Source organism: Embleya sp. NPDC020886, from assembly GCF_044333915.1.
Classification (GTDB): Bacteria; Actinomycetota; Actinomycetes; order Streptomycetales; family Streptomycetaceae; genus Embleya.
On record NZ_JBIRRX010000010.1, the window covers coordinates 34,561 to 56,216 of the forward strand.

Consider the following 21,656-nt stretch of genomic DNA (forward strand, 5'->3'; position numbering starts at 1 on the left):
ACCGCTAGCCGGCCCCACGCTCCGTCAGCATCGACCGCATCAGGTCGATCTCCGAGCTCTGGCCCACCACCATCGTGTTGGCCAGGTCCCGGACCTGCTGGACCTGCGCGCGCGCGACGCCCTCGCGGGCCATCGCCACACCGGCCTCGTGGTGGGTGATCATGAGCTGGAGGAACATCACCTCGGCGTCCTTGCCGTGCAACGTCGCCAGCTTGTCCAACTGCGCCTGCGTGGCCATGCCCGGCATGAGCTGGGTGTCCGCGCCCGCCGACGGCGTGCCGTGCCCGGAGTGGCCCGGCATCGAACCCGGCGTCATCCACTGCATCACCGGCCGGGTCGAGCCGAGGGTCAGGCCCCACAACTGGAGCCAGGACGCCATCCGGCCGATCTGCTCCTGCTGGGTCAGCGCGATGTCGTACGCGAGCTTGCGGGTCGCGTCGTCCTGGGTCAGATCGCGGACCATCATCGCCATCTGCACGGCCTGGGCGTGGTGCGTGCGCATGTCGCGCGCGAACCCGGCGTCGACGGAATCGTCGGCCGGCGGATTCGGCACCGCGGCCGGCGCCGGGCCGAGCGCGCGGGTGGGCGCGGTCGCCGCGGCCGGCTCGGCCGAGTCGTCGGACGAACAGGCCGCCAGCGCCGGTACCGCGAGCAGCCCGGTCGCCACGATCAGCGCGACGCGTGCGCGGGGCCTCACGAGGTGGGCTTCCCGACGCCGCCCGTGCACGGCGAACCGGGCTCCGGGGTCTGCTTGCCTTCCTTGTACTCCTTGATGAACTGGTCCAGCCGCGGGTCGCTCGCGTTGTCGAGCTTGAGCTGGAGGCCCCACGCCGAGGCGACGACCGGCTTGTCCAGGCCGTCGTACGGGCTGAGCATCATGTACGTCTTGCCCTTGACCTTGGACTTCAGGACTTCCAACTGGTCCGCGGGCAGATTCGACTGGTAGGTGATCCACACCGTGCCGTGCTCCAGCGAGTGCACGCCGTTGCGGTTCGGCACCGGGGAGTCGTAGATCCCGCAGTTCTGCCAGACCGGGTCGTGCTCGCCGCCGACCGGCGGGCTCTGCTTGTAGGTGACTTCCTTGGGCTTGGAGATGTGCCCCTGGGACGCCGTGTACGCGCTCACCCCGACTATGTCGCTCTTGACGCTGGGGTCGGGCTTGACGTCGGCGATGACGTTGTTGGCGCCGCCCGGCTTGTCGCCCTCGTCGTCGGACGACATGACCACGGCGGTCAGCCCCGCCACCAGGGCGAGGACCGCGAGGCCCGAGGCGGCGAAGATGATCGCCGAGCGGCGCTTGGCGGCCTTGCGCTCCTGCTCGCGCTGAGCGGCCACCCGCTCACGCGTCGCCGCCATTCGGGCGGATTTCTGCGCCTTGCTCTGCTTCTTCGAGGTGTTGGGGGACTGTTGCCCCATGGCTCCGCCTTATTCCGATTCCGGGATTCGTCTGTGGGCCGTGCGAGGGTGTGCCGCGCGGATCACGTACGACTGACGCAGAGCACCGTCAGATCGGAGGCGTCCTCGGCGGGCCTGGGCGCGAGTGCGATGCCGACGGCGTCCGGTTCGGCCAACCACGGCGGGAGCATCGAGCTGGGCGCGGGGGCGACCACCGGCGGCAGCGGTGGAACGGTGGCGGGCACGCACGCGTGCGAGCGGTCACCGCATCGCCCCGACCCGTCGCCCTTGTCGTCCGGCCCGCTGCTGTCCCGGTCCTGGTGCGCGGTGTGATGAAAGGGACACACCGTCGGGATCGTCGCGGTCGAGGGCACCGACTCGGCGTGGATCGGAAAGGCGCTGCCGAGCAGCGCGGCGCACGCCAGTACAGCCCCGGCCAACAGCCGGATCACCGGCCGCAGCGGGACTGCCAGCGAGGCCATCCGTTGCGTCACGGGCCCTATTCTCACCCGAACGAGTGACCCTGTGGGAAGTCGGGGCAGGATCTTTCGTCGTCGTGACGGCAACGTGATGGCGACCCGGCGGCGACACGGCCGTACGCGCGTCCGCCTCGACCCCCGAGCCGCACCCGCCGGGCCCGGGCCGGGTGCCGGCCGGGACCGGGGCAAACCGAGGCGAGGTTCCCGCCGGCGGCTCGATAGCATCGGTGTGCGAGCGATGCACCCAGCGCCGCCCAGCACCCACCAGCCACATGTCAGGAGACGAACGGTGTCCCAAGCCCGAGTGACCATCAGCCGCGACCCGGACCGGGACGAGCGGGTGGTGACCACGGGCACTACGGCTGCCGAGCTCTTCGAAGGCGACCGCTCGGTGGTCGCCGCGCGCGTGGCCGGCCGGCTCGTGGACCTGGCGTACGTCGTGCTCGACGGCGACGAGATCGAGCCGGTCGAGATCGGCTCCCCGGACGGCCTGAACATCCTGCGCCACTCCGCCGCGCACGTGCTGGCGCAGGCGGTCCAGGAGCTGTTCCCCGAGGCCAAGCTGGGCATCGGCCCGCCGATCAAGGACGGCTTCTACTACGACTTCGACGTCGAGACGCCGTTCCACCCCGACGATCTCAAGCGCATCGAGAAGAAGATGCAGGAGATCATCAAGCAGGGTCAGCGCTTCGCCCGCCGGGTCACCACCGACGAGGAGGCGTGCGCCGAGCTGGCCGACGAGCCGTACAAGCTGGAGCTGATCGGCCTCAAGGGCGCCGCCGCGGAGGCCGCCGAGGGCGCTTCCGCCGAGGTCGGCGCCGGTGAGCTGACCATCTACGACAACCTGAACGCGAAGACCGGCGAGCTGTGCTGGAAGGACCTCTGCCGAGGCCCGCACCTGCCCACCACCCGCAACATTCCCGCGTTCAAGCTGATGCGCTCGGCCGCCGCCTACTGGCGCGGCAGCGAGAAGAACAAGCAGCTCCAGCGCATCTACGGCACCGCGTGGCCGAGCAAGGACGAGCTCAAGGCGTACACGACCTTCCTGGAGGAGGCCGAGAAGCGCGACCACCGCAAGCTCGGCGCCGAGCTGGACCTGTTCTCCATCCCGGAGGAGATCGGCTCGGGCCTGGCCGTCTTCCACCCCAAGGGCGGCATCATCCGCCGCACCATGGAGGACTACTCGCGGCGTCGGCACGAGGAGGCCGGCTACGAGTTCGTCTACACGCCGCACGCCACCAAGGGCAAGCTCTTCGAGGTCTCCGGCCACCTGGACTGGTACGCCGACGGCATGTACCCGCCGATGGAGCTGGACGAGGGCCAGAGCTACTACCTCAAGCCGATGAACTGCCCGATGCACAACCTGATCTACCGGGCCCGGGGGCGCTCGTACCGGGAGTTCCCGCTGCGCCTGTTCGAGTTCGGCACGGTCTACCGCTACGAGAAGTCCGGCGTGGTGCACGGCCTCACCCGCGCCCGCGGCTTCACCCAGGACGACGCGCACATCTACTGCACGCGCGAGCAGATGTCGGGCGAGCTGGACTCGCTGCTGACCTTCGTGCTGAACCTGCTGCGCGACTACGGGCTCGACGACTTCTACCTGGAGCTGTCCACCAGGAACCCGGAGAAGTCGATCGGCACCGAGGAGAACTGGACCGAGGCCACCGAGACGCTGCGCCAGGCCGCGCAGAAGCAGGGCCTGGAGCTCGTCGACGACCCGGGCGGCGCCGCGTTCTACGGCCCGAAGATCTCGGTCCAGGCCAAGGACGCGATCGGGCGCACCTGGCAGATGTCGACCATCCAGGTCGACTTCAACCTGCCGGAGCGCTTCGACCTGGAGTACACCGCCTCCGACGGCTCCCGGCAGCAGCCGGTGATGATCCACCGTGCGCTGTTCGGCTCGATCGAGCGCTTCTTCGCGGTCCTGCTGGAGCACTACGCGGGCAAGATGCCGCCGTGGCTCGCGCCGGTCCAGGTGGTCGGCATCCCGATCACCGAGGAGCACGTCCCGTACCTGCGCGAGGTCGCGGCCAAGCTCAAGTCGCACGGCATCCGGGTCGAGATCGACGACTCGGCGGACCGCATGCAGAAGAAGATCCGCAACGCCAACAAGTTCAAGATCCCGTACATGCTGCTCGCGGGCGACGAGGACGTACAGGCCGGCGCGGTCAGCTTCCGCTACCGCAACGGCGAGCAGAACAACGGCGTCGCGGTCGACGACGCGGTGGCCGAGATCGTCAAGGCCGTCCGGGACCGCATCCAGATCTGACGCGGTGTCACCGGCCGTGGCCCGGGGCCGCGCGACGGCGCGGTCACCGGGGCGCGGCCCGCTCCGACCCACGGCATATGCTTCCTGGCATGACGAGCGAGCCCGAGATGCAGGACGGGGTTGGGGGGCCGGATGCCTTCGGCAGGCTGTGGACTCCCCATCGGATGGCGTACATCAAGGGCGAGAACAAGCCGTCGGGGCCGACGCCCGACGACGGGTGCCCGTTCTGCCGGATTCCCTCGCTGAGCGATGTCGAGGGGCTCGTCGTCGCGCGGGGTGAGCAGGTCTACGCGGTGCTGAATCTGTACCCGTACAACGGTGGTCACCTGATGGTGGTGCCCTACCGGCACGTCGCGGACTACACCGACCTGGACGACGCGGAGACGATCGAGCTCGCCCGGTTCACCAAGCTCGCGATGGTCACCCTGCGCAAGGTTTCGGGCGCGCAGGGATTCAACATCGGGATGAACCAGGGGCACGTCGCCGGGGCGGGGATCGCCGCGCACCTGCACCAGCATCTGGTGCCGCGCTGGGGCGGCGACACCAACTTCATGCCCGTGGTCGGTCACACCAAGGTGCTGCCGCAACTGCTCGCGGAGACCCGCGAGATGTTGGCCTCCGCGTGGCCGGTCGACTGACCGGGTCGGCCGGCGTTCGAGGCGCGCGTACTCGCCGCGAGCGAGGCGGGCGCGCTCGGAGCCGGTGGGTGGAGTCGGTGCGATGGCAGGATCCAAGCGGCAGTTGTCAAGGAGAAGAGCTTTGAGCGCACGACCGGTTCTCGTGTACGACGGCGACTGCGGGTTCTGCACCCGGTCGGTGGAGTTCGCGCAGAAACACATCCCGTTCGACGCCGACGTGGTGGCCTGGCAGTTCGCCGAACTCGAGGAACTCGGCGTCGAGCAGCACCGCGCCGAGCACGAGGTGTTGTGGGTGACTCCCGTCGGCACCGTGTACGGCGGACACCACGCGGTGGCCAAGCTGCTGATGAACGCCGGCGGCCCGTGGGCCCTGGCCGGTGCCGCGCTGCGGGTGCAGCCGGTCAGCATCGCCGCACACGGCGTGTACCGCCTGGTCGCGGACAACCGTGACCGGATGCCCGGCGGGACACCGGCGTGCGCGATGCCGGCGCACCTGCGGCCGGACACCGTCAACGCTGCGGGGTGACCCGCCGGGCGGCCCTCGCGGTGGCCGCGTGCTCGCTCGCCGCGTATCTCCTCCTGGGCACCTTCGGTTCCTCGGACATGTGGTGGCTGGGCGATCTGAAGGTGTATCGCCAGGGCGGCGTGGACGTGCTCGCCGGGCACGGTGACCTGTACACGATCCGGCCCGGGCGGCTGCCGTTCACCTACACGCCGTGGGCCGGGCTGACCTTCACGCCGTTGGCCTGGCTGCCGTGGGGTGTGGTCGAGGTGGTCGGGGTGGCGGGCAATCCGGCCTTGCTCGGTACGGCGACCTGGCTCGCCTGGGGGATCCTCGGGCTGCGCGGCGAGGCCCGGGTGCGGGCGACCGCGCTGAGCGCCGCCGCGCTGTTGTGGACCGAGCCGGTCCAGGAGAACCTGCGCTTCGGGCAGATCAACCTGCTGCTGCTGGTCCTGGTGCTGGCCGACTTCGCCCGCCCGCGCGGCGCCCGCCTCACCGGGGTCGGGGTCGGCCTGGCGGCCGGGCTCAAACTCACCCCGGCGATCTTCATCCCCTATCTGCTGCTCACCGGACGCGTGCGCGAGGGGTTGACCGCGCTGGGCGTGTTCGTCGGCACGGTGGTGGCGGCGTTCGCGGTGCTGCCGAGCGAATGCGCGGACTACTGGGGCGGGTTGTTCCTGGACGACACCCGGATAGGGCTGGCCCAGTTCCCCGGCAATCAGTCCGTGCACGGCGCGGTGACCCGGCAGTTCGGCGCGCAGTCGCCGCCCGGGTGGTTGTGGCCGCTGCTCGCGGTCCTGGTCGCGGCGCCGGCCCTGACGCTCGCCGTCGTGGCGGCGCGGCGCGGGGCGGCGTTGGCCGGGATGGGGTTCTGCGCGCTGACCGCGCTGTTGGTGTCGCCGATCTCCTGGACGCACCACTGGGTGTGGGCGCTGCCGTTGGTGATCGTGCTCGCGGATCGGGTCCGGCGCACTCGGTCGCCGGTCGCGTGGGTCACCCTGGTGGCGGTGTTCGCGGTCGCCGCGGCCTATCCGATGGAGCGTGCCCGGGTGTCCGGGGTGTTGCCGAGCGGGATCGTGTGGACGGTGCCGTTCGGCGACGGCGGCGAGTTGGACCTGCACGGTTGGCAACTGGTCGTGGGCAACGCGTATGTGCTGGTCGCGGTGCTCGGGTTGATCACGGCGGTGTGGGCGCTGTACGCCGATCGCCGACATTTCACCTGTTCGACCGGTTTGGCCCCGACCGCCGAGCCCGATCCGGATCCCGCTTCGTAGACTCGTCGTACTTTCAGGTGATCCGTCCCATCCGCCCCGGCGGACCCGCGCGGATCGTACGACGAGGTGGGCGTGATGCGGGTGACGGGGCGAGGAGCGGGTGGGGGTCCGACGACGGTTCGAACGATGAGCCGATCATGCCTAGACTGAGCCGAACGGGGATCGGCCCGGCCGCGCGAAAGGCGGCGAGGGGCACGGGGGCGGAGACGGCGCGGATGAGTGACAAGGCCCGACCCCCCGGCATCGGCCGCAGTGCCCGCCGAACCCCCCACGAGCCGACCGGCGGCCCCGCACGGCGGACCCGCTCACTCGGCAGGTTCCGCCCGATCGGCATCGCCGTGGTCGGCCTGCTCATCACGCTCGGCATCATCGCCACCGTGGGCGGCGCGGCGCCCCCACCACGCACCACACGACCGCTGCTCCTTGGCGGCGTCATATCCGGCCCCGAGGGCCCCCTCGCACTGCCCACCGACGCGCCCGCGACCCCGCCCACCGACGCCGAGCGGGCCTGGCTCGCCGAGGGCACCGTGCCGGGCACGACCCCGCGCCACCGGGCGATGGCCGAGCGCGCGCTGCTGGACATGCGCGTGCTGACCCAGGCCGACGGGTCGGTGGCGGCGGCCTGGTTCGGGATCTGGAAGTACGTCTGGCCGCGCGACGCGGCCTGGGTCGCGGCGGCGTTCACCGCCACCGGACACCACCGGGAGGCCCTCGCGGTGCTGCGCCGACTGGCCGCGTTGCAACGCCCCGACGGCACCTGGGAGGCGCGCTACCGGCTGGACGGCGGGCCGGTCGGCGACGGTCGGGCGGCCCAGTTGGACGGCAACGGATGGGTGCCGTGGGCGATCTGGTTCTGGTACGTCCACCAGGACGCCGAGGCCCCGGAGACCGCGGCGGCCCTGCGGGAACTGTGGCCGACGGTGCGCGCGGCCGGTGACGCGGCGGCCGGCCGGCTGCGCCCGAACGGGTTGCCGCCTCGGGGCTCGGACTACTGGGAAACCCGCACCGACCAGGTCACCCTGGGCACCGCCGCACCCCTGTCGGCCGGCCTGCGCGCCGCCGCCGACCTGGCCCGACGCACCGGGGACGAGCCCGCCGCGGGGCGCTGGGCCGGCGCCTCGGCCCGCCTCGACCGCGGCATCCGGGAGGCGTTCGGGCCGCACGACTACCCGCGCACGGCCTCGGCCAAGGGCGGCGCGGACACCGCGGTGACCTGGCTGGGCCCGCCGTTCGCTCGCGCGGACGCCGGTGTCGCGAGCGCGGTGCGCCGATCCGCGGAGTTGCTCACCCTGCCCAACGGAGGCATCCTGCCGGGCGAACACTGGGCCGGCGACCCCACCGCGGCCTGGACCCCGGAAACCGCCTCCTTCGCACTGTTCAGCGCGGCGAGCGGCGACCGGGCCGGCGCGGAGCACCGGCTCGACTGGCTCGCCGACCACCGGACGGCGTTCGGCTCGCTGCCCGAGAAGGTCGACAAGAACGGCAAGCCGGCCTCGGTGGCCCCGCTGGCCTGGACCTCGGCGACCGTCCTGCTCGCCCTGACGGCCCTGGACGGCCCCCTCCCGATTCCCTGACGCCACGCGGCGGGGGATCGGGGTACCCGGGCCGGGGCGCGTCACGGACGTCGACCCCGGACCGGTGTCACCCGATGCGCCTTCGGGTCAGGCGTCCGCGTCGCTGGTGACCTTCGCGGCGAGTTGCGGGGGCATCGGGTCGTGGCGGCAGTAGGTGCGGGCGAACTGGCCGGTGCCGTGGCTGATCGAGCGCAGGTCGATCGCGTAGCGGCTGATCTCGATCTCCGGGACCTCGGCGCGGATCAGGGTGCGGCCCGAGCCGATCGGCTCGGTACCCACCACCCGGCCGCGGCGCGAGCTCAGGTCGCTCAGCACGCCGCCGACGTACTCGTCGGAGACGGTGACCCGTACCTCCGAGACCGGTTCCAGCAGGTGGATCCGGGTGCTCGCGGCGGCCTCGCGCAGCGCCAGCGAGCCCGCCATCTGGAAGGCCATGTCGGACGAGTCGACCGAGTGGGCCTTGCCGTCGGTCAGCGTCACACGCAGGTCGACCATCGGATAGCCGGCCGCGACGCCCTTCTCCATCTGGGCCCGGACGCCCTTCTCCACCGACGGGATGAAGTTGCGCGGCACCGAACCGCCGAACACCTTGTCGACGAACTCGAACCCGGATCCGCCCGGCAGCGGTTCGACGTCGATCTCGCAGATCGCGAACTGGCCGTGCCCGCCGGACTGTTTCACGTGTCGGCCGCGCCCGCTGGCCTTCTCCGCGAACGTCTCGCGCAGCGACACCTTGTGCGCCACCGCGTCCACCGCGACGCCGTAGCGACTGCGCAGCCGGTCCAGGAGCACTTCGACATGTGCCTCGCCCATGCACCACAACACCAACTGGTGGGTGTCGATGTTGTGTTCCAGGCGCAGCGTCGGATCCTCGGCGACCAGCCGGGCCAGCGACTGGGAAAGTTTGTCCTCGTCCGCCTTGCTGTGCGCGCGGATGGCCACCGGCAGCAGCGGGTCGGGCATCATCCACGGCTCCATCAGCAGCGGATCGTCCTTGTCCGAGATGGTGTCGCCGGTCTCGGCCCGGGTCAGCTTGGCGACCGCGACGATGTCGCCGGCGATGCCGCGGTTGAGCGAGCGCTGGTGTTTGCCCAGCGGGATCGACATCGCGCCGATGCGCTCGTCCAGGTCGTGGTCCTCGTGTCCGCGATCGGCCATCCCGTGCCCGGAGACGTGCACCGTCATGTCCGGGCGCAGGGTGCCGGAGAAGACCCGCACCAGCGAGATCCGGCCCACGTACGGGTCGGACGTCGTCTTGACCACCTCGGCCGCGAGCGGCCCCTCGGGGTCGCAGGTCAGCGGGTCGCGGGGCTTCCCGTCGGGGGTGGTGACCGGCAACACCTCGTGCTCGGGCGGCGCCGGACAAGCCCGGACGATGCCCTCCAGGAGTTCGATGGTGCCCAGCCCGTCGGGCGCGACCGCGAGCACCGGGTAGAACGAACCTCGGGCGACCGCGGTCTCCAGGTCGGCGATCAGCGTGTCGACGTCGATCTGCTCTCCGGAGAGGTAGCGGTCCATCAGGGACTCGTCCTCGCTCTCCGCGATGATGCCCTCGATCAGCCGATTGCGGGCGTCCTCGATCAGCGGCAGGTGCTCGGGGTCGGGGTCCAGCGTCCGACGAGTGCCCGAGGAGTAGTCGTAGACCCGCTGGGTGAGCAGGCCCATCAGACCCGCGACGCTCTCGTCCTCGCCGTGCAGCGGCAGGTAGAGCGGCAACACGGTGTCCGAGTCGGGGTCGCCGAACACCCGCTGGCAGATCAGCACCATCTCGTCGAAGTCGGCGCGCGCCTGGTCGAGCTTGGTGATCACGATCGCGCGGGGCATGCCGACCGAGGCGCACTCGTCCCAGAGCATCCGGGTCGAGCCGTCCACGCCGTCCGCGGCCGAGACCACGAACAGCGCGGCGTCCGCGGCGCGCAGGCCCGCCCGCAGGTCGCCGACGAAGTCCGCGTAGCCGGGGGTGTCGAGCAGGTTGATCTTCACGCCGTCGAATTCGACGGGGGACAGGGACAGCGCCACCGAGCGGTGCTGGCGGTGTTCGATGTCCTCGAAGTCGGACACGGTCGTCCCGTCCTCGACGCGACCGGCCCGGGGAATCGTCCCGGTCGCCACGAGCAGGGACTCCACCAATGTCGTCTTGCCCGCCCCCGTGTGGCCCACCAGCACCACGTTGCGCACCGAGTCCGGGCTCGCCGGCGCGGTTACCCTGCCGACGGTTCCGGCGTTTGCTCCGGATTTATCCGCCATGTGCCACCTCCTGGTTGTCCATCCGATGTGGTCGTCGTCGACGTCCCCGGGACGCGCAGGTGCAAGTCGGTCGTCGGTACGCCAACGTCCGCAAATCGATTCCTGAACGGCAGCATTGCCCCGACGTCCGACCGAGTACAAGTGTCCTCGCCGTACGTGATGTTCTCCAACGCGGCACGCCCGGGCGACGGGGGGCTCGGGAGGCACGACCGCGTCAGTACGATGGGCGCACCAGGCGGGTCGAGTCCACCGGATCCCCCGCCGCCCCGGCAATCCTTCGGGAAGGCGATGCTCAACAAATACGCTCGTGCCTTCTTCACGCGTGTGCTCACCCCGTTCGCGAGCTTTCTGCTGCGTCACAACGTGAGTCCGGACACGGTGACGCTGATCGGCACCCTCGGGGTGGTCGTCGCGGCGCTGGTGTTCTTCCCGATCGGCTGGTTCCTCACCGGCACGCTCGTCATCACCGCGTTCATCTTCTCCGACCTGGTCGACGGCAACATGGCGCGCCAGTTGGGCCGCTCGACCAAATGGGGGGCCTTCCTCGACTCCACGCTGGACCGGGTCGCGGACGCCGCGATCTTCGGCGCGCTGGCGATCTGGTTCGCCGGCGACGGCGACAACCTGCGCATGTGCATCCTGGCGATCTTCTGCCTCGGGTCCGGCCAGGTCGTGTCGTACTCCAAGGCCAGGGCCGAGAGCCTGGGTCTGGCCTGCGACGTCTCCGGACTGATCGAGCGGGCCGAGCGACTGGTCATCTCGCTGGTGGCCACCGGTCTCGACGGAATGGGTGTGCCGTACATCCAGGAGGCCGCACTGTGGTTCATCGCGGTGGGCAGCCTGATCACGGTCTTCCAGCGGATGATCGCGATCCATCGCTCGGCATCCGCGATCGACAACGCGGTGTCCGGAGGTGACAAGCCGTGACCGACGTCGGGCAGCGGCTGGCCGACACCGGGTACGCCCTGGGCTGGTCGGTGGTCAAGCGGCTGCCCGAGCCGGTCGCCACGGCCGCCTTCCGCCGGATCGCCGACCTGGTCTGGCGACAACGCGGCGGCGGCGTGCTCCAGTTGGAGGCCAATCTGCGTCGGGTCGTGGGGCCCGATGCCACGCCCGAGCAACTTCGCGCGCTCTCCCGCGAGGGCATGCGCTCCTACCTGCGCTACTACCAGGAGGCGTTCCGGCTGCCGGTGTGGGACCGCGAGACGGTGCTGGCCCGGATGGAGTGCGACCTGACGCTGTTGGACGAGTGCAGCGCCCGCGGCAAGGGGGTGATCTTCGCGCTGCCGCATATGGGCAACTGGGACCACGCCGGCGCCTGGATCACGCTCAAGGGCTATCCGTTCACCACGGTCGCCGAACGACTGAAGCCGGAATCCCTGTACCGGCGCTTCCTGGACTATCGCGAGTCGCTGGGCATGGAGGTGCTGCCGCTCACCGGCGGCGACGGCAACACGTTCGGCACGCTGGCGCGGCGGCTGCGCGCGGGTCGGTTGTTGTGCCTGCTCTCCGACCGCGACCTGACCACCGCCGGTGTGCCGGTGACCTTCTTCGGCGAGCAGACCCGGATGGCCGCGGGGCCGGCCGCGCTGGCCCTGCAGACCGGCGCGGCGCTGATTCCGGTCACCCTCCCGTGGGACGGCAAGGTCATCCGGGGCACGCTGCACCCCGAGGTCGTGGTGCCCGCCGAGGGCACCCGCCGGGAGAAGATCGCGGTGATGACCCAGCAGGTCGCGGACGCCTACGCCCGGGGGATCGCGCGCGACCCGCAGGACTGGCACATGCTTCAGCCGCTGTGGCTCGACGACCTGGACCGACGCCGGCTCGCCCGGATCGGGGAGGCCAAGTGAGAATCGGCGTCGTGTGCCCCTACTCGTGGGACGTGCCGGGCGGTGTGCAGTACCACGTGCGGGATCTCGCGGCGAACCTGATCGCGCGTGGGCACGAGGTGTCGGTGCTGGCGCCGGCGGACGACGACACCCCGCTGCCGGACTACGTGGTGCCGGCCGGGCGAGCGGTACCGGTGCGCTACAACGGCTCGGTGGCCCGGCTCAACTTCGGCTTCCTGTCCGCCGCGCGGGTGCGGCGCTGGATCCACGACGGGCACTTCGACGTGCTGCACATCCACGAACCGGCCACGCCCAGCCTGTCGTTGCTCGCCTGCTGGGCGGCCTCCGGCCCGGTGGTGGCCACCTTCCACACCTCCAACCCCCGCTCGCGGGCGATGATCGCGGCCTACCCGATCCTGCAACCGGCGTTGGAGAAGATCAGCGCCCGGATCGCGGTCAGCGAGTACGCACGCCGCACCCTGGTCGAACACCTCGGCGGCGACGCGGTGGTCATCCCCAACGGCGTGGACGTCGGCTTCTTCGCCGACGCACCCGTGGAGCCCACGTGGCAGGGCACACCCGAGGCGCCGACCATCGGCTTCATCGGGCGGATCGACGAATCGCGCAAGGGACTGCCCACGCTGATCGAGGCGTTCCCGCGGATCGTCGAGGCGTTCCCGGGCGTACGGCTGCTGGTGGCCGGGCGAGGGGACGCCGAACAGGCGGTGGAGGACCTGCCGGAGGCGTTGCGCGGACAGGTCACCTTCCTGGGCATGGTCAGCGACCTGGACAAGGCGCGGTTGTTGCGCAGCGTGGACGTCTACGTGGCGCCCAACACCGGTGGCGAGAGCTTCGGGATCATCCTGGTCGAGGCGATGTCGGCGTCGGCGCCGGTGCTGGCCAGTGACCTGGACGCGTTTCGTCAGGTGCTGGACGGGGGGCGGGCGGGGGAGTTGTTCGCGGTGGAGGACGCCTCGGCGCTTGCCGCTGCCGCGGTGGGGTTGCTTCGGGATCCCGAGCGGCGGGAGATGTTGCGGGAGGTCGGGCGCAAGCATGTGCAGCGGTACGACTGGGGGACGGTCGGGACGGACATCCTGGGCGTGTACGAGACGGTCACGGCGGGGGCGCCGGCGGCGTAGCGGGGGTTGGCCTCAAACGCCGGCCGGGCTGAAAGGTGGCCTCAAACGCCGGCCGGGCTGAAAGGTGGCCTCAAGCGCCGGCCGGGCTGGATTGGTTGGGTTGGTCTCGGACGTCGGGCGGGCTGAAAGGTGGCCTCAAACGCCGGCCGGGCTGGGTTGGTTGGGCTGAAGGGTGGCCTCGAGCGCCGGCCGGGCTGGAGGGTGGTCTCGGGCGTCGGGCGGGCTGGTGGGGTCGGGCGTTGGTCGGGTGGTTTGGGCGGGTCGGGTTGGGCTCGAAGGTTGGCTGGGGTGGGGGGTATTAGGGTCGCCGGGTGATGACTGTCATCTGGGTCCTGCTCGCGGTGCTTGCGGTTGGTGTGTATTTGAGTTGGACCGCCGGGCGGCTGGATCGGCTGCATGCGCGGGTGGATTCGAGTCGGGCCGCGTTGGACGCGCAGTTGTTGCGGCGGTCGGCGGTCGCGCAGGAGATCGCCACCTCCGGGTTGCTCGATCCGGCCTCCTCGCTCGTGTTGGCCGGTGCCGCGCACGAGGCGCGGAACGCGGCCGAGGACGAGCGCGAGGTGGCGGAGAGCGACCTGACCCGCGCGTTGCGGTTCCTGTTCGAGGACCCCGCCCAGGCGGAGGACCTGCGGGCCCGACCCGGCGGCGCGGAACTGGTCACCGAACTGCAGACCGCGGTACGGCGCGTGCCGATGGCCCGGCGCTTTCACAACGACGCGGTCCGCGGCGCCCGTGCGGTGCGCCGACACCGGTTGGTGCGCTATCTGCGGTTGGCGGGCCATGCCCCGTACCCGGTCACCTTCGAGATGGACGACGAGGAGCCGCGCACTTTGCAGCCCGGTGGGTCCTGACGGGAGCCACGCAAAGGCCACCGTGGACAGATTGGCCCGGGTAATTCGCCGGGGTGGCATGACATTAGGATCCACCTCACCCGTACGATGGAGCCAACCGTCGTCGTTCGCACCCGTGTGAGGTCATCCGTGTCCACCACCCCCGCAAGCCCCCAGACCGGCACCGACCTGGTCAAGCGCGGCATGGCCGAGCAGCTCAAGGGCGGCGTGATCATGGACGTCGTCAACGCCGAGCAGGCCAAGATCGCCGAGGACGCGGGCGCGGTCGCCGTCATGGCGCTCGAGCGCGTGCCCGCCGACATCCGCAAGGACGGCGGCGTCGCGCGCATGTCCGACCCGGACATGATCGACGGCATCATCGGCGCCGTGTCCATCCCGGTGATGGCCAAGGCCCGGATCGGCCACTTCGCCGAGGCCCAGGTGCTGCAGTCGCTCGGCGTGGACTACATCGACGAGTCCGAGGTGCTGACCCCGGCCGACGAGTCGAACCACATCAACAAGTGGAAGTTCACCACCCCCTTCGTGTGTGGCGCGACCAACCTCGGCGAGGCGCTGCGCCGGATCACCGAGGGCGCGGCGATGATCCGCTCCAAGGGTGAGGCCGGCACCGGCAACGTGGTCGAGGCCACCCGCCACATGCGCACCATCCTCAAGGACATCAAGCAGCTCTCGGTGCTGGACGAGGACGAGCTGTTCGTCGCCGCGAAGAACCTCCAGGCGCCGTACGCGCTGGTCAAGGAGGTCGCCGAGGCCGGCAAGCTGCCCGTCGTGCTGTTCACCGCGGGCGGCATCGCCACCCCGGCCGACGCGTCGATGATGATGCAGCTCGGCGCCGAGGGTGTGTTCGTCGGCTCGGGCATCTTCAAGTCCGGCGACCCGGCCAAGCGGGCCAAGGCGATCGTGGACGCGACCCTGCACTTCGACGACCCGGACGTGATCGCCAAGGTCTCGCGCGGCCTGGGCGAGGCGATGGTCGGCATCAACATCGACACCCTCCCGGCCGAGCAGCGCTACGCCGGCCGCGGCTGGTAGTCCCCGCCCCGTCGAGGACTTCGAAGCACTCGAACACTCGAAAAGCTGTGAGCCGGGCCCGGACGCGATCGCGTTCGGGCCCGGCTCGGTACCTACGACCGGACGAGGTTGACGTGTCCACCACCCCCATCATCGGTGTCCTCGCCCTCCAGGGCGACGTTCGCGAGCACGCCATCGCGCTGGCCGAACTCGACGCGATCGCACGCCCGGTGCGCAAGGTCGAGGAGTTCGCCGAACTCGACGCGCTGGTCATACCCGGCGGCGAGTCGACCACGATGTCCAAGCTCGCGGTGTCCTTCGGGCTGTTCCCGGCGCTGCGCGAGCGGGTCGCGGGCGGCATGCCGGTCTACGGCTCGTGCGCGGGCATGATCATGCTCGCCGACAAGATCCTGGACGGCCGCGAGGACCAGGAGACGGTCGGCGGGATCGACATGATCGTGCGGCGCAACGCGTTCGGCCGACAGAACGACTCGTTCGAGGCGGACGTCCCGTTCGAGGGACTGACCGGCGGCGACCCCATGCACGGCGTGTTCATCCGCGCCCCGTGGGTCGAGTCGGTCGGCGCGGAGGTCGAGGTGCTCGCCCGACTGACCGCCGAGCCGTACGCGGACCGCATCGTCGCGGTGCGCCAGGGAAACCTGCTCGCGACGTCCTTCCACCCCGAGCTCACCCCCGATCGGCGGGTGCACGCGTACTTCGTGGACATGGTCCGTGCCACGCTCTGAGCTCGCGCGCCGGTAGGATCTTCCAGCCTGTACAGGCCCGTGCAGTGCACCCGCGACCCGAAGGAGTAGAGGCGGATGTCCGGCCACTCGAAGTGGGCGACCACCAAGCACAAAAAGGCCGTCATCGACGCCAGGCGCGGAAAGCTCTTCGCCAAGCTGATCAAGAACGTCGAGGTGGCGGCGCGCACCGGCGGCGGTGACATCGCCGGCAACCCGACGCTCTATGACGCCATTCAGAAGGCCAAGAAGTCCTCGGTCCCGAACGACAACATCGACCGCGCGGTCAAGCGCGGCTCCGGTGCGGAGGCCGGCGGCGCCGACTACCAGTCGATCACGTACGAGGGGTACGGACCGAACGGTGTCGCGGTGCTGATCGAGTGCCTCACCGACAACCGCAACCGCGCGGCGTCGGACGTGCGGGTCGCGATGACGCGCAACGGCGGCTCGATGGCCGACCCCGGCTCGGTGTCGTACATGTTCACCCGCAAGGGTGTCGTGATCGTGCCGAAGAACGACCTGAGCGAGGACGACGTGCTGGGCGCGGTGCTCGACGCCGGTGCCGAGGAGGTCAACGACCTCGGCGAGACCTACGAGGTGGTCAGCGAGGCGACCGACATGGTCGGCGTGCGGACCGCGCTCGTGGACGCCGGGATCGACTACGACTCGGCCGACGCCAACTTCATCCCCAGCGTCTCGGTCGAGCTGGACGAAGAGGGCGCGCGCAAGATCTTCCGGCTGATCGAGGCGCTGGAGGACAGCGACGACGTCCAGGACGTCTGGGCGAACTTCGACGTCTCGGACGAGATCATGGAAAGCATCAACGGCGAATAGCGCGCTCGTCGAGGGGGCCGGCGGCAACTGCCGCCGGCCCCTCGCGCGTTACCGGTCCCCTCGGGGGCGCTACGGGTTGGTGTTTATCACGTACAGCAGGAAGCTCACGTACCACCCGGCGAACGCCGCTCCGGCGACCAGCACCGAGATCACCAGCCCGCGCGGCCACTTGGCCATCAGCCGGGCCAGCGGCAGCGCGATGGTGAAGGCGGGCAACATGAAGCGCGGCTTGGAGTGGAAGAACCAGCCGTTGCTCGTGGTCAGCGCCAGGAACATCACCACGCCGCCGTAGATGTGCACCGGCAGCGGGATTCGGCGGTCCCGAAAGGACCAGATCATCAGTGCCACGGACAGGATGATCACGAACGTGCAGACCACGTAGATCGGTCGGCCCAGGTGGGTGAGGTACTTGGCCATCCACTGGACGGTGCTTATGCCCCCGTCGAAGCGCAGGTTGAACGCCTTGTCCTGGATCCAGACCCAGCCGTCGGGCCGCCCGGCCAGCCAGCCCACCCAGGCGATGAAGCCCACGCAGGCCAGCGGCGAGATCAGGGTGGCGAGCACCGGGCGACGGGCCTGCGGCGCCAGCAGGCCGACCCGGGTGCCGTCCTCGCGCCGCTCCAGCACGATCGCCAGGGCGGCCACGCCCAGCGCCGCGACCAGGCCGAACGCGGTGTTCCGGGTCAGGCCGGCGAACAGGCACAACACGCAGGCCAGGGTCCACCGGCGGCGCACCACGGCCAGCAGGCCCCAGGACGCGAAGGCCACGAACAGCGCCTCGGAGTAGACCATGGTGAGCACCATCGAGCCCGGCGCGACGCCCCACAGGAGCGCGAACAGGGTGGCCACCCGGTGGTTGCCGGTGAGTTCGCGCCCGAGCGCGTACAGCCCCCAGGCCGCGACCGCGCCGGACGAGACGGTGACGACCATGCCGGCGTTGAGCGCGGACAGGCCGGTGAGGTCGCCGACGAGGCGGACCGCCCAGGGGTAGCCGGGGAAGAACTCGACGTTGGTCCAGTACGGCTTGCCGGCCGGCGAGACCGGGATCTTGTCGACGTAGCCGAAGTCCGCGATGTCGCGGAACCAGACGCCGTCCCACGAGCCGACCATGGACCAGAACGGCTTGCCGGCCGCCAACGCCATCACGCCGAGCACCACGAGGTTGATCGCGCGCGCGATCAGATAGCCGAACACCGCCGTGCGGGCGGGGCGGAACGAGGCACGCGCGCGGCGGGCGAAGTCGCCGGCACCGGCGCGCAGGCGGTCGGCGAGGCCGTCGGCGAGGACGCTGTCGGAGCGCCCCGGCATCCTGATCGCACCCTTCTCGGCGGCCGGCGGGGTCTCGGCGACCGGCATGGACGGCGACGGCATGAAAACCTTCCGGGCGGCGAGCGGGGGCAGTCTCCAACCGACCCTAGCGTCGCCTGTGCGGGCTCCCGTGCGGCGACCGGGCCGCTTGGGGAACGATCGTCACAGGGCTGTCATCGGGGCGTTATCGACCGGGACAAGCGTACGTGTCGCTCGAACGGGTGATCACGGAGTGGCGGTACCGAGGGCATCGGCGCGGCTGCACTAGGGTTTGTCGGGCGAACAGATGTTCGTATCGGGCGGGTTCGGCTCGATCGCAGGGGCGGGAGCGGAGTGTCGGCAACACGCCGGCCCGCCGCCGCCCGGGCGATGCGATGCCAGGCGGGACGAGAGGGGCGCGGCATGCGGGTCTTGGGGGTCGACCCCGGTCTGACCCGATGCGGCGTCGGTGTCGTCGACGGCGCGGTCGGCAAACCGCTGCGGATGATCGAGGCGGGCGTGGTGCGCACGCCCGCCGAGGCGTCGATCGACGCGCGGCTGTTGGGCATCGAGCAGGGCATCGAGGAGTGGCTGGACCGGCACCGACCGGACTGCGTCGCGGTCGAGCGGGTCTTCAGCCAGCACAACGTGAGCACCGTGATGGGCACCGCGCAGGCGTCCGCCGTGGCGATCGTGTGTGCCGCGCGGCGCGGTCTGCCGGTGACGCTGCACACGCCGAGCGAGGTCAAGGCCGCGGTGACCGGCAGCGGGCGCGCCGACAAGGCCCAGATCGGTGCGATGGTGACCCGTATCCTGCGTCTGGACGGCCCGCCGAAACCGGCGGACGCCGCCGACGCGGTCGCGCTGGCGATCTGTCACATCTGGCGCGGCGGCGCCTCCGACCGGCTCGCCGCGGCGGTGGCCGCGGCCCGCACCCCCACCGCACGGCTGCCGCGCGGCACCCGCCGATGACCGGACCCGGCCCGAGCGACCTTCGGGCCGCCGGCCCCCGTACCACTAGCCAAGCAGGAGCACTCGGGTGATCGCGTTCGTCTCCGGAACGGTGGCCGGCCTCGGCCCGGACACCGCCGTCGTCGAGGTCGGCGGGGTCGGCCTGGCCGTGCAGTGCACGCCCACCACGCTGGCCACGCTGCGCGTCGGCGTGGCGGCCCGACTGGCCACGTCGCTGGTGGTGCGGGAGGACTCGCTCACCCTGTTCGGCTTCGCCGACGACGACGAGAAGCGCACATTCGAGGTGTTGCAGACCGCCAACGGGGTGGGGCCGAAGCTGGCCCTGGCGATGCTCGGGGTCTACAGCCCGGACGCGCTGCGGGCCGCGGTCGCGGGCAAGGACGCCAAGGCGCTCACCGCCGTGCCCGGGATCGGCCCCAAGGGCGCGCAGAAGTTGCTCCTGGACCTGAAGGACAAGCTCGGCGCACCCACCGGCACGGGCGCCGCGCTCGGCGTCGGCGCCCCCGTGAGCGCGGGTTGGCGGGATCAGTTGCACGCCGCGCTGGTCGGCCTGGGCTATGCGACGCGCGAGGCGGACGACGCGGTCGTCTCGGTGACCGCCGAGGCGGAGGCGTCGGCCACGCCCGACATCGGCGCGTTGCTCAAGGCGGCCCTGCGCGGCCTGAACCGCCGATGAACCGCCGGGGGCGACCCCCGGGCCCGGTCCGGCGCGACGACACCGTGTCGCCCGGGTCGGGCAGGATGAACGCAGGCCGCACGAACACGACCATGGGCGGAACACGATGACGCAGGACGGCGAACGCCTGGTGACCGCCGAGGCGGACGGCGAGGACCAGGCCGTCGAAGCCGCGCTGCGGCCGAAGAACCTGGACGAGTTCATCGGCCAGGAGCGGGTGCGCGAGCAGTTGTCCCTGGTGCTGACCGCGGCCCTCGGCCGCGGCGGCACCGCCGATCACGTGCTCCTGTCCGGCCCGCCCGGACTCGGCAAGACCACGCTGTCGATGATCATCGCGGCCGAGATGGGGGTGCCGATCCGGATCACCTCCGGCCCGGCGATCCAGCACGCCGGCGATCTGGCCGCGATCCTGTCCTCGTTGTCCGAGGGCGAGGTGCTCTTCCTCGACGAGATCCACCGGATGTCGCGGCCCGCCGAGGAGATGCTCTACATGGCGATGGAGGACTTCCGGGTCGACATCATCGTCGGCAAGGGCCCCGGCGCCACCGCGATCCCGCTCGACCTGCCGCCGTTCACCCTGGTGGGCGCCACCACCCGGGCGGGGTTGTTGCCACCGCCGCTGCGCGACCGGTTCGGCTTCACCGGCCACATGGACTTCTACGCGCCCGCCGAACTCGAACGGGTGCTGAACCGCTCGGCAAGATTGCTCGACGTCGAACTGTCCGCCGAGGGCGGCGCCGAGATCGCCGGCCGCTCGCGCGGCACGCCGCGGATCGCCAACCGGCTGCTGCGCCGGGTCCGCGACTACGCCCAGGTCCGGGCGAACGGCAAGGTCGATCGGGACATCGCCGCGCGTGCGCTGGATGTCTACGAGGTGGACGCGCTGGGCCTGGATCGGCTGGACCGGGCCGTGTTGCAGGCGCTGACCACCCTGTTCGGCGGAGGTCCGGTGGGCCTGTCCACCCTGGCCGTGGCGGTCGGCGAGGAGACCGAGACGGTCGAGGAGGTCGCCGAACCGTTCCTGGTCCGCAGCGGTTTCCTGGCCCGCACCCCGCGCGGTCGGGTGGCCACCGCGAAGGCCTGGCTGCATCTGGGGCTCAACCCGCCGCAGGGCGCGCTGCCCGGGCAGCACGGTGCACAACAGAGCGTGTTGTTCGACAACGGCGCCGTGACCGGTAAGGATGCAACCGAGTAAGGCCGGTGCGCGTCGGGAACGCACGCGGTCGGTAGTCGTTGTTCCTGTAGTAAGTACCCGTCTAGACTCCGCCGAGGCCGCCGCACCGTGGCCGGCCGAGTGTCACCGTCCGGGCCGCCGAGCGGCCTTGGGAAGGAATCGTTTCAAGCCGTGGACCCGCTTACCCTCCTCCTGCCAGTAATCATCGTCGTGGTGTTCTACTTCCTGATCATCAAGCCCGGGAAGGCACGCCAGCGACAGGCCATGGAAACGCAGAACTCGCTGGTCCCGGGCGCCGAGGTCCGCACCATCGCGGGGCTGTACGCGACGGTCACCGAGGTGGAGGACGATTCCGTCATCCTTGAGGTCGCGCCCGACGTGCACTGCCGCTTCGTCAAGAGCGCCATCGCCGCCGTCCTGTCCTCGGGTGAGGACGACGAGGCCGACGACGAGCACGAAGACGACGCCGAGGCCGAGGCCGGCGACGACGTCGTAAAGCTCGACAAGAAGCCCGAAGCCGCTGCGGACGCCGAGGCCGAGGACACCAAGACCGTGGATGCCGGCAAGGCCGAGGGTGCGAGCAAGGCGCCCGAGGCAGCCGACCGGTTGCGCAAGGACGACAAGCAGGACTAGTTCGGCTCGTGGTGAATGCGGTGGTCCCCGGACCACCGCAGCGCAATACAGTCAGGTGACCGGGGGTGACACCCCGGATACGACAGCGTCCGGCATCCTGCCGGACGCCGTGCCGTGCCGACGGACCGT

General features: G+C 70.9%; 21 protein-coding genes. 16 read left to right on the forward strand and 5 right to left on the reverse strand.

Annotated features, from left to right (window positions below):
- Positions 1–4: 4 nt before the first annotated feature.
- The 3 genes from ACH4U8_RS30355 to ACH4U8_RS30365 all read right to left on the reverse strand — a co-directional run bounded on the left by ACH4U8_RS30355 (position 5) and on the right by ACH4U8_RS30365 (position 1,889).
- Positions 5–697: a DUF305 domain-containing protein gene (locus ACH4U8_RS30355; RefSeq protein ID WP_360313829.1), complete on the reverse strand. Its 693-nt coding sequence runs from the start codon at positions 695–697 to the stop codon at positions 5–7.
- Entirely contained in the window at positions 694–1,416 is a 723-nt protein-coding gene (locus ACH4U8_RS30360) for a DUF3105 domain-containing protein (RefSeq protein WP_360313827.1), read from the reverse strand. Before ACH4U8_RS30360 ends, ACH4U8_RS30355 begins: the two co-directional genes overlap by 4 nt.
- A 62-nt stretch (positions 1,417–1,478) precedes the next feature.
- The gene (locus ACH4U8_RS30365) at positions 1,479–1,889 is read right to left on the reverse strand and encodes a hypothetical protein (RefSeq protein WP_360313825.1); all 411 of its coding nucleotides are present in this window, start codon (positions 1,887–1,889) and stop codon (positions 1,479–1,481) included.
- A gap of 274 nt (positions 1,890–2,163) precedes the next feature.
- On the opposite strand from ACH4U8_RS30365, the gene thrS reads away from it, so the two are divergent.
- The 5 genes from thrS to ACH4U8_RS30390 all read left to right on the forward strand — a co-directional run bounded on the left by thrS (position 2,164) and on the right by ACH4U8_RS30390 (position 8,131).
- Positions 2,164–4,143 (forward strand): threonine--tRNA ligase, encoded by a 1,980-nt coding sequence (gene thrS, locus ACH4U8_RS30370; protein WP_395781541.1) that lies wholly within the window; start codon positions 2,164–2,166, stop codon positions 4,141–4,143.
- Between the two features lie 77 nt (positions 4,144–4,220).
- The gene (locus ACH4U8_RS30375) at positions 4,221–4,781 is read left to right on the forward strand and encodes an HIT domain-containing protein (RefSeq protein WP_360313801.1); all 561 of its coding nucleotides are present in this window, start codon (positions 4,221–4,223) and stop codon (positions 4,779–4,781) included.
- 121 nt (positions 4,782–4,902) lie between these two features.
- The gene (locus tag ACH4U8_RS30380; RefSeq protein ID WP_126643328.1) at positions 4,903–5,307 is read left to right on the forward strand and encodes a thiol-disulfide oxidoreductase DCC family protein; all 405 of its coding nucleotides are present in this window, start codon (positions 4,903–4,905) and stop codon (positions 5,305–5,307) included.
- Positions 5,304–6,557 carry a glycosyltransferase 87 family protein gene (locus tag ACH4U8_RS30385; RefSeq protein ID WP_395781543.1) on the forward strand — a complete coding sequence of 418 codons (1,254 nt, stop codon included), beginning with the start codon at positions 5,304–5,306 and terminating at the stop codon, positions 6,555–6,557. The genes ACH4U8_RS30380 and ACH4U8_RS30385 overlap by 4 nt, the downstream gene beginning before the upstream one ends.
- Positions 6,558–6,772: 215 nt before the next feature.
- Positions 6,773–8,131 (forward strand): hypothetical protein, encoded by a 1,359-nt coding sequence (locus tag ACH4U8_RS30390; protein ID WP_395781545.1) that lies wholly within the window; start codon positions 6,773–6,775, stop codon positions 8,129–8,131.
- An 87-nt stretch (positions 8,132–8,218) separates the two neighbouring features.
- Here ACH4U8_RS30390 and ACH4U8_RS30395 read toward each other — a convergent pair whose 3' ends face one another.
- Positions 8,219–10,378 carry an elongation factor G-like protein EF-G2 gene (locus ACH4U8_RS30395; protein ID WP_395781547.1) on the reverse strand — a complete coding sequence of 720 codons (2,160 nt, stop codon included), beginning with the start codon at positions 10,376–10,378 and terminating at the stop codon, positions 8,219–8,221.
- A gap of 222 nt (positions 10,379–10,600) precedes the next feature.
- Between ACH4U8_RS30395 and pgsA the strand changes: the two genes are divergently transcribed.
- The 7 genes from pgsA to ACH4U8_RS30430 all read left to right on the forward strand — a co-directional run bounded on the left by pgsA (position 10,601) and on the right by ACH4U8_RS30430 (position 16,785).
- Positions 10,601–11,305 carry a phosphatidylinositol phosphate synthase gene (gene pgsA, locus ACH4U8_RS30400; RefSeq protein WP_379991241.1) on the forward strand — a complete coding sequence of 235 codons (705 nt, stop codon included), beginning with the start codon at positions 10,601–10,603 and terminating at the stop codon, positions 11,303–11,305.
- Positions 11,302–12,228: a phosphatidylinositol mannoside acyltransferase gene (locus ACH4U8_RS30405; RefSeq protein WP_395781549.1), complete on the forward strand. Its 927-nt coding sequence runs from the start codon at positions 11,302–11,304 to the stop codon at positions 12,226–12,228. Before pgsA ends, ACH4U8_RS30405 begins: the two co-directional genes overlap by 4 nt.
- Positions 12,225–13,346 carry a glycosyltransferase family 4 protein gene (locus ACH4U8_RS30410; RefSeq protein WP_360313789.1) on the forward strand — a complete coding sequence of 374 codons (1,122 nt, stop codon included), beginning with the start codon at positions 12,225–12,227 and terminating at the stop codon, positions 13,344–13,346. Before ACH4U8_RS30405 ends, ACH4U8_RS30410 begins: the two co-directional genes overlap by 4 nt.
- Before the next feature lie 314 nt (positions 13,347–13,660).
- A complete protein-coding gene (locus tag ACH4U8_RS30415) occupies positions 13,661–14,197 on the forward strand; it encodes a hypothetical protein (protein WP_360313787.1) in 537 nt (178 codons plus the stop codon).
- Between the two features lie 87 nt (positions 14,198–14,284).
- The gene (pdxS, locus tag ACH4U8_RS30420; protein ID WP_360313785.1) at positions 14,285–15,229 is read left to right on the forward strand and encodes a pyridoxal 5'-phosphate synthase lyase subunit PdxS; all 945 of its coding nucleotides are present in this window, start codon (positions 14,285–14,287) and stop codon (positions 15,227–15,229) included.
- A 113-nt stretch (positions 15,230–15,342) separates the two neighbouring features.
- Positions 15,343–15,954: a pyridoxal 5'-phosphate synthase glutaminase subunit PdxT gene (pdxT, locus tag ACH4U8_RS30425; protein ID WP_360313783.1), complete on the forward strand. Its 612-nt coding sequence runs from the start codon at positions 15,343–15,345 to the stop codon at positions 15,952–15,954.
- A 75-nt stretch (positions 15,955–16,029) separates the two neighbouring features.
- Positions 16,030–16,785 (forward strand): YebC/PmpR family DNA-binding transcriptional regulator, encoded by a 756-nt coding sequence (locus ACH4U8_RS30430; RefSeq protein ID WP_360313781.1) that lies wholly within the window; start codon positions 16,030–16,032, stop codon positions 16,783–16,785.
- 69 nt (positions 16,786–16,854) lie between these two features.
- Here ACH4U8_RS30430 and ACH4U8_RS30435 read toward each other — a convergent pair whose 3' ends face one another.
- Positions 16,855–18,156: a mannosyltransferase family protein gene (locus ACH4U8_RS30435; RefSeq protein ID WP_395781551.1), complete on the reverse strand. Its 1,302-nt coding sequence runs from the start codon at positions 18,154–18,156 to the stop codon at positions 16,855–16,857.
- A 339-nt stretch (positions 18,157–18,495) separates the two neighbouring features.
- Between ACH4U8_RS30435 and ruvC the strand changes: the two genes are divergently transcribed.
- The 4 genes from ruvC (at position 18,496) to yajC (ending at position 21,527) form a co-directional block, all read left to right on the forward strand.
- Positions 18,496–19,044, forward strand: a complete 549-nt coding sequence (gene ruvC, locus ACH4U8_RS30440) for a crossover junction endodeoxyribonuclease RuvC (RefSeq protein ID WP_360313777.1) — start codon at positions 18,496–18,498, stop codon at positions 19,042–19,044.
- A gap of 67 nt (positions 19,045–19,111) precedes the next feature.
- Positions 19,112–19,720, forward strand: a complete 609-nt coding sequence (ruvA, locus tag ACH4U8_RS30445; RefSeq protein WP_360313775.1) for a Holliday junction branch migration protein RuvA — start codon at positions 19,112–19,114, stop codon at positions 19,718–19,720.
- Positions 19,721–19,826: 106 nt separating this feature from the next.
- Complete coding sequence (gene ruvB / locus ACH4U8_RS30450; RefSeq protein WP_360313773.1) at positions 19,827–20,915, forward strand: Holliday junction branch migration DNA helicase RuvB; 1,089 nt, start codon at positions 19,827–19,829, stop codon at positions 20,913–20,915.
- Positions 20,916–21,065: 150 nt separating this feature from the next.
- Positions 21,066–21,527 (forward strand): preprotein translocase subunit YajC, encoded by a 462-nt coding sequence (yajC, locus tag ACH4U8_RS30455; protein WP_360313771.1) that lies wholly within the window; start codon positions 21,066–21,068, stop codon positions 21,525–21,527.
- Positions 21,528–21,656 lie beyond the last annotated feature (129 nt).